We start from the raw sequence: 12,907 nt of genomic DNA on the forward strand, positions 1-12,907 counted from the left end.
CAACCGAGCGGTTTTTTTATTTTAGCTAGCGTCAGTTATGCTTTAATGTTGTTGCCAATCTCTTGGTTCAAACTGATAGTAGTCTTTTAACAAATTATATAGTTCTGGGTTTTCCTGTTTGAGTTCATGGGGCTTTTCAATAAAGGTTTCTGTTACCACGGCGAAAAACTCCGCTTCGTTTGTTGCGCCGTATGAATGAATAGCATGGGGCATATTGTAAGACAGCTGCATTTTTAAGTGCTGGTAAGCCTTTGATAGCACCCTCCCCCAGTCTTGGTAACTCATTCCTACAGGTAACGCAGGCGTTCCATTCGTCGCACCAGTTTGTTGGTCAAGTTGATGGGCAAACTCATGAAACACCAAGTTGTGGCCATCCTCAGGCAATCGATTTCCCTCAAGTACATCGTGCCAACTCAGCACTAAAGTACCTCCAGGCCAAGACTCTCCTTGACGAACTGTTTGGTGAAAACTAACCAAACCTGCACCATCTCTAGAGGTTTGTGGCGCGTAATAGCTACTGGGATAGAGTAATATTTCTTTGACGTTGGGATATAACGGCCAAGCTTGCTTAAGAACCAGTAAACAGGCATCTGCGGCAATAATTAAAGTCATCGGCCGTGACACCGTTAACCCATCTCTACCCAACACCCGTTTCTCGCCAAGAAACCATACAATATGTTTTTCCAGCTGTGCGCGGTCAACATCTGTCATCTTACGATAGATAGGCATGTATTTTAGCAATACTTGCTTATCTGAGGCGCTCAGCGTTTGATCTTGGTATTTACATTGCCACTGCAGTCTTTGAATTTTTTCCCAGTTCCAATACAGAGAAACAAATAGAATAAGGCCGATAATAAGCACTATTTCTATCATGGCTGTTGGCCTTTATAAAATAACCTGAACTAGGAATAATAACTTGTTCTCTAGCAGTTGTTATCCCTTACTACTGCGTTAAATTTGTTTGCAATAGGCTAGCTATTGACGCACAAATTTGCCTTGTATTAAGAAAGAACATCTGGCTAGAGTTGAATAATGTTAGAAGGCGTATTTTATATCAGTTCCCTAACTTCTTATTCCGAGTTCAGGTTGAATAATCCGTCAAATATTAATTGGTACTGACTCCGACTTTTTCAAGCAAACTTTGTTACTATGGCGAAAAAATGCAAATGAACTGCTATGTCTTTACCCATTGAATCTTTACAGCCTCAGTTTACTCAAACACTAAGCGAACAAAATGCGATTGTTGTATGTGCCACAACAGGTTCTGGCAAATCAACCCAACTTCCGCTCTGGGCCTCACAACATGGCAGAGTATTAGTCATTGAGCCTCGGCGTATTGCTTGTACCTCTTTAGCTGAATATGTCGCGGCTCAAAGTGGCTCACCGCTTGGCGAAAAGGTGGGCTTTGCTATTCGGTTTGAGGGGAAGTTTTCACCAGACACTCAGGTAGTTTATGCAACGCCTGGTGTGGCATTAAGGTGGTTTTTTGAGAGCAAACTTGCAGAATTCAGCGTCGTTATGTTGGATGAGTTTCATGAAAGACGCTGGGACATGGACTTATTATTAGCGCTCTTAAAACAGGCTCAATCGCACAAGCTAATTGTTACCTCGGCGACGTTAAACAGCCAAAAGTTAGCCTCTTATTTAGGCGCCCCTATCTTAGAGTCAGAAGGATTCATTTACCCCGTTGAAGAGTGTTTTCACGCGCCCGATCCAAGAACTATGCCCCAAAAAGAGCAACTCGATACTCGAGTTTTTGCAGCTTGCCAATACGCATTGGAACATTGCCAGGGCGATATTTTGGTCTTTTTACCTGGCAAGGCCGAGATCCAAGCAAGCTTAGCTAAAGTAAAAGCGCTGCCAGCGACTATCGTTGGTTTATATAGTGGCTGCAGCCCAGAAGCTCAGCGCATTGCATTAACCGCACAAAGTACACGTCGAATTATTCTCGCAACCAATGTTGCCGAAACCTCGCTCACTATTCCCAATGTCACTTGCGTAATTGACTCAGGGCTTGAGCGTCGTACTCATTTGCGCCTTGGAAAAACCGTATTAGGCTTAGATGCGATTGCAAGAGATTCGGCAAAGCAACGTCTAGGACGCGCAGGACGCACGCAACCGGGACTATGTATCCGGTTATATGGCCAATACGCGCCATTGATAGACAGCACCCCGCCTGAGATCCAAAGAGAATCATTGGCAGAGCTTGTACTTGCGGCGGGCTGCGCAACAACGGGCATTTCGTCTATTGATTTTATCGACCCACTCCCAGAAAGCTCACTAAATAAAGCTAAACAACAGCTAATTACATTAGAAGCCATTGACGAACAAAATATAGCAACTCCGCTTGGCAAGCTGCTGTACCCGCTGCCCGTCGATTTTGAGTTTGGTTATGTGATCCATAAATTGGCTTCAAACACGCTACGCCAAGCGGCTATTGACCTTATTTCGCTACTGTCTGTGCCAGCCCGAGTCTACCAGCTACCTAATGATGTAGAGCGTTTAACAAGATTAAATAGCCGATTTACTCGAGGCTCAGATATAGAAATCGCTATCGCGGTGGTGAGAGGACAAACTGAAGAATTAATTGATATTACGCCTGAGGCGCTCACAGAAGCACAGCAATTTAGCACGCAATTGCGTGAAGCATTTGCACTACCGCCTTTAGATAAGGCAGCCAGTTTTGACCATGACAAACTGGTCATTGAGTTAGCTAAGCTAATGCCACACTGGGTTTATATTAATAAGCAAAACCGTCGCAACGGCTTTAACAATGGCCTAGCTGAAGTCATGCCTTCAAACCATACTCGCGTACAGGAACAGGCAGAAGCATTACTGGTATTAGATACTTTTTCTCTCGCAGGTAAAGGTACCAAACAAGCCAAGACGCTCGCGATGTGTAATGCGCTACTAACGAAAAAGCAATTACTTGAAATGGGCCTCGGCAACCAAACATTGCGCTCTGCCCATATTGATAATGGTGAGCTTTGGGGTGAGTTTATTACACATTACAGTGACGAGGTTTTAGGCCAACAAACTAAGCGCCTTGAAAAGCCTAAGGATGTTGTTTATGCCTTAGTATTTCTTATCCATAATAATACGCTCTTTTCAGGTTTGGCCAAGCAAATAGAAGCCAGTATTGAGCAAACTGCATTGTTCTACCAATTTCATGAGCGCGATGAACTTGTGCCCACACTCAACTCCTTTTTAAGTGACAAGCTAACGGCCCTTGGTATAGAAAGCTATGACGATATAGAACTAATCAGCGAACAAGACTTGTTATTCAAAGAAATTGAAGCGTGGGAATTAACACCGTTTATTGAAAAGTTTCCGCTAACCTGGTCAATTCCAGAGCTGACTATGGCGGTAAGCTATAACTTTAAAGGAAAAAGAATCGAGCTTACTCATATCAACGGTACAAGGAAAGGCGCACCAAAGAGGTGGGAATTGCCAGCCTGGAGTGGTTTTAAAATACGCTATCGTAAAGCAAGTAGAGTAGTCGATGTGACTTAACTTAACCTGAACTCGGGATAGTAACTTGTTCTCTAGCAGCTGTTATCCCTTACTACTGCGTTAAATTTGCTTGCTATAGGCCAGCTATTGACGCACAAATTTGCCTTGTATTAAGAAATAACTTCTGGCTAGAGTGATATTACGCTTTTGACCTTAGGTATTTTAGTTTAATAACTAACTTCTTATCCCAAGTTCAGGTTAACTTATTTTTGTCCAACCTCCACAATATTATGGTTGGGATACTGAAATAAAAAAGGGCTAACCGAAGTTAGCCCTTTTTGTATGTTAATTCATTTTTAGAATCGGATATTAAGACCAACGTTTAGACGACGGCCGTAAACATCAAAGAACTCACCTTCATCATATGTTCCTGGATTTCTCGGTGGTGTAATATCAAATAGGTTAGCTACACCAGCACGGACCTCAATCATTTCATTAACTGTATAGCGAGCATTCAATGTCCACTCAGTATATGAAGGAACGTCATTGTAGTTATTGACTTCAGCAGTCCACTTTCTATCGTTTACTGTCGAATGACGATACTTACCAATTAGACCAACATACAAATCATCGTATGTGTAGCCAATCGTCAAGTTACCTTGCCAGCGAGGGTATCTAACTTCGCCAACTGTTGGGTTAAATTCATACTCTTCGTTCGCAACGTCAGTGTTAAACTCGCGGTGCTCTAAGTATGTAGCAAGTAGACGGAAATCAAATGAACCAAACTCAGTCTCATACTTATATGTTGACTCGATATCAACACCTTTAAGTGCATAAGACGCTAAGTTATATGGTGCATTACGTACAATTGAGATCTCTTTGGTCGCTGGGTCACGGTCTACTAACTCGCAAGATGTGTTATCAAGGCTCGATGCCTCGTAACAATCGTTTACCACACGCTGCGCACCTAGAGATGCAATAGCGTCTTCTACATCGAAGCTCCAGTAATCAACAATTAACGTTAAGTCTTCTGTCGGTGTATAGATAAAACCAAACAATGTATCGTCAGAAGTCTCTTCTTTTAGATTTGGATTACCAGAATTCACACTTGGAGGTGTAACACCACGCCAATCAACAGATGGTCTCCAATTTGACTCTAAAGGACCTGGGTTAGGGATACCCGCGGCTTTACAGTTTGCGATAATATTCGATTTCTTTTCAGCATCAGCGGTTGCAATTTCAACTTGGTCACATGGATCTCTATACGGAGCAAATGACTGAGTACCCGCTGCATGAATTTGTGATAATGAAGGAGCACGAACTGACTGCGATTTAGTCGCACGGAAACGTAACTGGTCATTTACCGCATAGTTGAAACCAACCTTCCAAGCAACATTATCACCAACAGACGAGTAGTCCATGTAACGAGCTGCAAGCTCTAGGCTCAACGACTCAACAAATGGCGCGTCTGCTAGTAGAGGGATTGAAGTCTCTAGACCAATCTCATCAACCGTGAAAGATCCTTCCCAGCCATATACAAAGTTACCAAATACTAGGTTATTTTGCATCGCAGCTCCTGGTTTGTTAGAACCAGTTTCTTTCCTGTGCTCTGCACTAAGTGCAAACGATACGCCACCGGCTGGCATTTCGAACGCATAGCCAGATAGTACACCACCGATAATTTGCTGTTGTTTCACTTTCGAGATTGAAGCCGATGTAGTCACATAATCCATCGCTTCTTGAGAAGCACCGTTTAAGCCAAACAGACTAAGCGGTTGACAGCCATCCAACGCACCTAAAAGTTCACCTTCTTCATTACGGTTAGCACAACGAACAACACCATCAATCAACACAGCATCGATCGCGTTATTGTAATTTTCTTCTAGGAATTCACCATTCCAAACTGTGTCGTTTTTATTACGACCATAGCTGAAATAGACTTCATAATCATAGTCATCTAGCAAAACACCTTGGAAAGAAAGCGTCGTGTTTAATGAAGTACGATCATCTTCATAAGTACGGTTACCAAAGCCCTGAGCTAGTTTATAGACTCCGATTGTGTCGTCATCTTCGTAGCCTGCCTCTGCAAACTGTGCTTTTGCATCTGGGTGCCAAAATGCGTTATCCGCACGTAGGGTACTATATAAGAAAATTGGACTACTTTCAGAATACGCACTCGCCTTAGAGAATGAGATCTCGAAGTTCATTGAGTGGTCTTCATGGTAGTTATTTACAACATTTGAAAATACGTTGAAACGTCTAAGTGGCGTTGCCAAATATTGGTGTTCAATAAATTTATAACCATTAGCAAATTCATCACCGAAATAACGGTGTTGATCGTTAGGAGCTGGCTGTGGACCTCCACCTGTCGCAAATGGAGTTAGCTCCCCGTTGTCACCAAATACAAAGTGACCATCAGGTAGAAAAGCATCACCAGCACGGTCATAAATACCTAAAGTTTGAAGTCCACCGTATTGCGCCCATTTACCATCGGCAAGTACACGCTCTGGCAAGCCATCTTTGTCACTTGTGTTGTCTGGGTTACGTAAAGTCGTTACTGGGTTACGTAAAAAGTCACGCTGTTCTGCTGACAATTGCTCTGTTTCTGAGTATGACAAACTTGTAATAAAGCTTGTTTTCTCACCCTCATCACCAAAAGTGAATGAGAAGAATTCTGAGCCACCGCCACTTTGTTCTGGAGTAGATTTTTTATAGTTAAAATCGATTGTATCTTGAGACTTCTTCAAAATGATGTTTACAACACCTGCAACCGCATCAGAACCGTATACTGCTGATGCACCGCCGTGTACAACATCCATACGTTCGATCATTTCTGTTGGGATACCATTTAAGTCTACAGCAGGGTTATCTACAGAAGCACCAACATAACGACGACCATTTACAAGTACAAGTGTGCGACCCTCGCCCAATTGGCGTAAGTCAGTGGTATTAATACCCGCACCGAAGATAGAGTTTGTAGTAGTTGTTGGAGATGAACCAACACCTGAAGCTGGAAGTTTTTGAAGAAGGTCTGCAACGTTAGTAATACCTGCGTTTACTAACTCAACACCTGTAATAGAAGTAACTGGAGTAGGTGCAACTTCTGAAAAACGCTTGATACGCGAACCAGTTACTTGGATGCGCTCAACGCTCTCGCCTTCTTCGGCTTGCTGTTCTTCAGCTGAAACAGCTGTACTGGCGAATGCTGCTGTTGATGCAGCTCCGAAAGCTAATGCTAAGCGAACAGCTTTGCTTACTTTATTATTAAACATGATTGATCCCTGATTTTATTTTTATATATACAAAAACCATATGAAAACAATAATTTAATATTAATCAAATCCTGTTTCCAAAGTTGGTCGATTTATCGTATCGAAGGTTATACTACTTTTAGTACCAACATAGGGTCAACAATCATTTCATAAAATAAACGTAAAACACCACTACTTTAACATAAAATATCAAATTTCTCTTTATAACTCATGAAGTTATAAAATTAAAAATAAGTTCACTTTTTTTACCCATTTTGTTATTCATCGCAAACTTTCCTTCTTTGCGCAACAATATGGGGACAAAAATCGCACTAGACCATCAAGTGTTGCTATGTATCAGTTGTTCATTGTAAGCATCACTGTGTAAAAGCAATCAATACGCTGTTGGAGTTGTTAAGGAAAAGTGTTTAGTGAGATCGGACTCGGACTTATTTTTGAGACAAAAAATCGACCTCAACAGAGGCCGATTTGGGTCAAAATTGCTAAATTTCGGTTAGAACTTCTGAGTTACACCTAAGAAGAACTGACGTCCGAATAGCTTGAAGTTACTTTCATCAGTGTTCGCATTGAACGCTGTTTCAATATAAGGAGGTAGCTCGTCCGTTAGGTTACGAATACCGGCTTGCACCGTTGTGTTCGTGTCAAATGAGTATTGTGCTGTTAAATCGTGATACACATATGAATCAACTTTAGCAACTAAACCTGCTAGTGAATCGTAATTATCACGCTTAATGTAAGTTAGATCACCGTACTCAAGACCAGACTGATAGTTTGCAGCCCACACAACACGTAGGTTGTCTAGGTCATAACGTAGATTGAATAAGATTTTGTCTTCAAAGTAAGACGTGTCATCTTCAAATCTGCCAACGAGATCTTCAACGATAAATGTACCTGTTTCACCATCAAAGTTTTCTTCTCCACGCTCTAAGAAGTGAGTCCATGATACGCTAGCAACAAATGCACCGAAGTCTGTGTCAAATGAATAATTCACATCAAGGTCGATACCGCGAGCAGTCATACTTTGTAAGTTTGTAGTGCGGCTGTCTACACGGTCAACTGAACCATCAAAGCCACGTGAGATTTTTGCACACATATCTTCGATAAGACCAGCATAACAACCCTGCAGAATATCATCAGTTGCTAGAGAACCAATTTTACCCTCAATGTTGATATCCCAGTAATCAATAGTGACACCTAAGTTTTCAACAAAATCAGGAGCCCACACAAAACCAATAGTGAATGTTTCGCCTTCTTCAGATTGAACACCTGTGTTGCCACCTAAACGTGTACGAACTTGCGCGTCAGCACTGTTGTGACCGCCTGCTGGAGCCCCCATTTCAAGACATTTAGCCTGACCGGCTGCAGATAAACCACCAATGTTTGCCGCAGAACACGGATCTGAAGCGCTTTCAAATGAATCAAGCTCTGGCGAATACAAATCGCTTAGCGTTGGTTCACGGTATACTTCGGAATAGTTTGCACGGAACTTTAAGCCATCAAAAATGTTTGACTCAATTTTAGCCATCCAAGAGAAGTTTGAACCAGTTGTGCTAAAGTCGTCATAACGTGCACCTAGCGTTAAATCTGCAGATTCAACACCTAAATCACGAACAAGTGGGATCAAGAACTCAGCCGATGCAGCTGTGTAGTTCTTAGATAGACCTGTTAGTGGCTTACTGGTGTTACCAGTCACTGAATCAAAGAACTTACCAGAATCATTTACTTGTTCAAACTCAGTGGTGTAATACTCAAGGCCAAATGCACTTGAAACATAACCTGCTGGGACTTCAAATAGCTCACCAAACACGTCAACACGAACTTGGTGGAATGAATCATTATAGTGATCGCCTAGTGGAGCAGTAATGTAGTCAAGCATCTCTTGCGTCACAGTTCCTGGGCCACCAAATACATTTAACGATACACAATCAGAAATAGGTGCGTCAGGCGTACCACATACCACATTGCCAGCGTCATCTTTGAATGATGGGCCTAAAGCTTTTGCTAGGTGTGGACCGTATAGCTGACCAAAGTCAGTATCTTGAAGGCTATTTGCACCATAGTTGTAGTAAGCATCGAACTGCCAGTTATCGTTAATTGCGCCCTTTAGACCTGCAACTTGTTGGAAACGAACATAATCTTGTTCAAAGTAACGACCACCCTCTAGCATACGACGACGAGAGCGATAAACATCTTCACCGAATGGGTTATAGTAGTTATCAGCTGACACACCGTTAGCCGTCGAACCATTTGACAGTGTAACTACATAGCCTGGGTCATAGGCTGTGTCGAAAGGTACAGCCGCAAGTTCCTGTTTTGAGGTACGCTTATTGATGCGTGTTTCTGTATATACAACAAGGTCATCGTTTAACTCAAATGAAGTATCAACAAAGAAGTTAACGACTTCAAAAGGTGTTTGCATTAAGTTTACTGGGTTGTAGTTGTAAGTATCGTTTACTTCACCACCGCCAACAAATGGACGCATGTCGCTTAGAGAAGGCTTACCGTCACCACCACTTGGGCATTTGTCGTTGGTAAAGTTACCTTTACCTTCAACGTAGAAATTACCACAAGGAGTAGAACCAGACCCTAAAATGAATACGTTCGCATTGTCACCATCTGGAATTAAACCGTTCTCGTAAAAGCTCTTAGCACCTTCTTCTGAGAGCACCTGCCAAGGGTATTGGAAGAAGTTAACATCTTTCACATCACCCTGATAGATTGGATCCTGCTTGGTATAATCGAAACCTACTGTGATATGACCTGCATCGAACTCTTTACCACCAACTAGTTGGAAGCTTTGCTCTTTACCACCACTAAACATGTCATACCAAGACGTTGTTGCTTTAACTTCAACACCAGTAAGTTCTTTTTTGGTGATGATGTTTACAACACCAGCCATTGCTGACGAGCCATACGCAACCGAAGCACCATCTTTTAGAATTTCGATACGGTCGATCATCGCAGCAGGAATATTCTGGAAGTCTGCACTTACAGGCTTGCGACCATTGATAAGTACTAGCGTACGCTCTGAACCTAAACCACGTAGTTCTACAAATACACCACCACTACCGCCGTTGTTACGCGTTGTTGTTGCTGGTGATCCAGACATAACTGGGTTTGATTGAACAAATTCACCAACGTTACTGATACCCATATCGCCAAGCGCTTCGCCGCCGATAACAGTAATTGGGGCAGTAGATTCAAGGTCGGTGCGCTTTAAGCGAGAACCTGTAACTTCAATACGCTCAACGCTTTTCGCGCCTTCTTCTTCTGCAACTACATTGGTTGCAAACACGGCAGCGCTAGCGCCACCAAACGCGATCGCTAAGCGAATCGCCTTAGTTAACTTATTGTTTAGCATGTGAATCACCCTGGATTGTTTTATTGTAAACAGCTTGTGTTAATTATTATTTTGTCGCTTTGTTAATTTCTAAATTAGCAACATTAGGGGCAAGATATTAAACAAACACCCGAGTAATGATCAAGGTTAATTATACCATTTTTTGCAATTACCAATTGCAGGCACAAATAAATCTCAACATAAGATACTGAATTAAAACAACAAAGCCACATAACCGTGAGCTTGATAAAAATAAAAATCCACAAAAACGGGACTAAATATGAAAATAAGGTGAAACACACTATTTTAGTTAACAAAAAAGGAACTTCATTTTAGTGTGTTTTTGCTGATCAATTAATTTTGGGACTTGAAGGTGGCTGCAATTTGAAAGCACGATCCCTATTAAATCAAATCGAAACTTTGTTGCCCATCGGAACGGATTGATAGCTTAGATGCATTTGGAAGCATCTGATATATAGGAAGAATTTGTTTTTCAATGTACTGATAATAATCAATATCTACGAGCTTGCCTTGCTGCGCGAACTTGGGTCCATCGGTACTTAAATAATACGGAATTTGCGCCCCCTTTTTAGCAGTTTGCAACAATCCATCTTCGATAGCTTGTTTCGCCGCTTTTACCTGAGGAGGGATATTTTTTGTATATAACTCAACAGACTTACCAAGCTTCTTTTTATAAATGAGTTTTTCGTCTACTTTTCCAGCGAAAATCTCATTTATGTATTGATGAGTGATCTCAACGGTGTCGAGCCCGTCAAACAGCGCGCGAATAATTGCTTGTTGATATTCCTTTGCAATTTCCGTCCAATCACTACGCACGGTCTCCATTCCTTTAAAAACCAGCTTTTGCTTGCCAAGAGCTGTGATCTGCCCAACATATCGCTTTTTAGAGCCGACTTCTTGACCACGAATGGTGGGCATAAAGAATGGGCTATAATGTGTTTCAAACTCTATTTCTAAATAACTGTGAAGACCAAAGCTTTCCATCAGTAAAACGCGCCAGCGCTCGTTAATTTCTACCATCAGCTGCTTGCCTATTGCTTGGCACGCTTCGCTACGCAAAGACTCGGGTAAACAGACGAAAGTTGAGTCGGTATCGCCGTAGATCACTTCATATCCAAGCTGTTCAATCCAGGTTCGCGTTTGTTGCATTATTTGATGACCGCGCATCGTTATTGAACTCGCAAGACGAGGATCGTAAAAGCGACAGCCTTTTGAACCAAGTACGCCATACAAGCTATTCATGATGATTTTAATCGCCTGTGAGAGCATCATGTCTTTGTCTAATTTAGCTTGTTCACGTGCGCTGGAGAGCGCGGCGACTAAACCCGGTAAATGATGTTCTGTGCGACTAAATTTACCTTCATTAAAGCCCTCTATGGCACGTTCAGGATGCTGTAATCCTTCTATTAACCCCATAGGGTCAATGCAAAAAGTGCGGATAATTGAGGGGTAAAGGCTTTTGAAATCGAGTACCAAAATATTTTGGTAGAGGCCTGGCTTTGAGTCCATGACATAACCGCCGGGACTGTCAAAGTTAATACCATGCTCAGATAAATTTGGTGCAATGTAACCGCTACGGTGCAGTAACGGTAAATACAAGTTGGTAAACGCAGCGACTGAGCCGCCCATTTTCTCGAGTTCCAAACCCGTCAACTGAGTTCGAGCGAGGGCAAATTCAAGTAAGTTTAGTTTACTAAAAATGTCGAGCACCAACTGACAATCTTGTAAGTTATACGCTGCGAGCGCCGGTTTATCATGATGAAACTGCCTGATGATTTCCTCAAGCCTGTCGTCCTGTGCGATAAGCTTGGTAGCACCCAAAATCTTCTCAGCCACAAAGCTCAGTTTAAATGTTTCAAAGTGATAGGTCGCATTTTTCATCATATCAATGCCATCTAGCATCACTCTCCCCGGAATAAACACCCGGGTATAGTTACCTTTGAAGGTTGACATCGCTCCGCCATCTCGCCCTATCGCAAGTGCGACGCCGTTAGCCTGCGCGCGCTCCACAAGTATTGCGGCATCGAACTCAATCACGTTCCACCCGATTAACACATCTGGGTCTAAACGATTCACTTGCTTGACCAGCTCTTCTAGTAACGCAATTTCATCTTCAACCCAAACGACATTGACGGCAGCATGTTGCGCCTCACCTATCATGATCACCAGCTTTTTGGTATCGGTCACTAAACCCACCGAAAATAAGACCCCCTCGCCGTTACATTCTATATCGATAGAAAGCATTTCAAGGTGTGGCCTATAATCATCGCAAGCCTTAAATTGCGCCTGAGTAATTTCGATATAGCCCGGTTTTTGCGTGGCTTTACCTTTGACCCAAGCAGCTCCGCGAATAAAGCGCTCCATTAAATAGCGGTCGGAATGGCGAATATCCTCTTCATATAACGCGATTTTATTTTCAAGTAGCTGTTTTGCCTCATAGAAGTGATTCAAGGTGCGAAATTTCACAACACAAACAGGAGCTTGATCGAAGTGCTTTAGTTGACTTGGCGAGATGCTAAACTGCAACTGAGCGCGACTTAGCAGCAGCTCTACTTCCGTTTTTTTATCTTGTTTAATGAAAAAGAGTGGCTGCTCATCCTCTACCCACACCTTGAGTAACTGATGTTGCGATTTGAGCCAATAACACAAGCGCAGTTGGCCATTTACCTGCATCTGCTGTCTCGATAAAATAAAGCCCTGATATATCGCTTGTGCCAACTCCAATACCACCCTAAAATAGACGAATCACTGTAATTATATCCACCTGTTTATTGAACATAAAGTCACAAACAGAATAAAACCTATCCATTAACGCAGTGAT

The 12,907-nt window shown here is 42.3% G+C and carries 5 protein-coding genes; 1 reads left to right on the top strand and 4 read right to left on the bottom strand.

Annotation, left to right across the window (positions count from 1 at the left end; translation table 11 throughout):
- Positions 1-42: 42 nt before the first annotated feature.
- The gene (locus GSF13_RS18760; RefSeq protein ID WP_206473348.1) at positions 43-873 is read right to left on the bottom strand and encodes a M90 family metallopeptidase; all 831 of its coding nucleotides are present in this window, start codon (positions 871-873) and stop codon (positions 43-45) included.
- Between the two features lie 303 nt (positions 874-1,176).
- On the opposite strand from GSF13_RS18760, the gene GSF13_RS18765 reads away from it, so the two are divergent.
- On the top strand, positions 1,177-3,513 hold the full coding sequence (locus GSF13_RS18765; protein ID WP_211866662.1) for a helicase-related protein: 2,337 nt from the start codon (positions 1,177-1,179) through the stop codon (positions 3,511-3,513).
- A gap of 296 nt (positions 3,514-3,809) precedes the next feature.
- Here the strand turns inward: GSF13_RS18765 and GSF13_RS18770 are convergent, their stop codons facing one another.
- The 3 genes from GSF13_RS18770 to GSF13_RS18780 form a co-directional block, all read right to left on the bottom strand.
- Complete coding sequence (locus GSF13_RS18770) at positions 3,810-6,725, bottom strand: TonB-dependent receptor (protein ID WP_174169953.1); 2,916 nt, start codon at positions 6,723-6,725, stop codon at positions 3,810-3,812.
- Between the two features lie 493 nt (positions 6,726-7,218).
- The gene (locus tag GSF13_RS18775; RefSeq protein WP_010606579.1) at positions 7,219-10,086 is read right to left on the bottom strand and encodes a TonB-dependent receptor; all 2,868 of its coding nucleotides are present in this window, start codon (positions 10,084-10,086) and stop codon (positions 7,219-7,221) included.
- 381 nt (positions 10,087-10,467) lie between these two features.
- The gene (locus GSF13_RS18780) at positions 10,468-12,804 is read right to left on the bottom strand and encodes a DNA polymerase II (protein WP_211866664.1); all 2,337 of its coding nucleotides are present in this window, start codon (positions 12,802-12,804) and stop codon (positions 10,468-10,470) included.
- Positions 12,805-12,907: the final 103 nt, after the last annotated feature.

The sequence above is a fragment of the Pseudoalteromonas sp. M8 genome, from assembly GCF_018141365.1.
GTDB lineage: Bacteria > Pseudomonadota > Gammaproteobacteria > Enterobacterales > Alteromonadaceae > Pseudoalteromonas.

What these genes read in the sequence shown, in the direction of transcription:
- GSF13_RS18760 (WP_206473348.1), bottom strand. Translation starts at nt 873, where the DNA reads ATGATAGAAATAGTGCTTATTATCGGCCTTATTCTATTTGTTTCTCTG.
- GSF13_RS18765 (WP_211866662.1), top strand. Translation starts at nt 1,177, where the DNA reads ATGTCTTTACCCATTGAATCTTTACAGCCTCAGTTTACTCAAACACTA.
- GSF13_RS18770 (WP_174169953.1), bottom strand. Translation starts at nt 6,725, where the DNA reads ATGTTTAATAATAAAGTAAGCAAAGCTGTTCGCTTAGCATTAGCTTTC.
- GSF13_RS18775 (WP_010606579.1), bottom strand. Translation starts at nt 10,086, where the DNA reads ATGCTAAACAATAAGTTAACTAAGGCGATTCGCTTAGCGATCGCGTTT.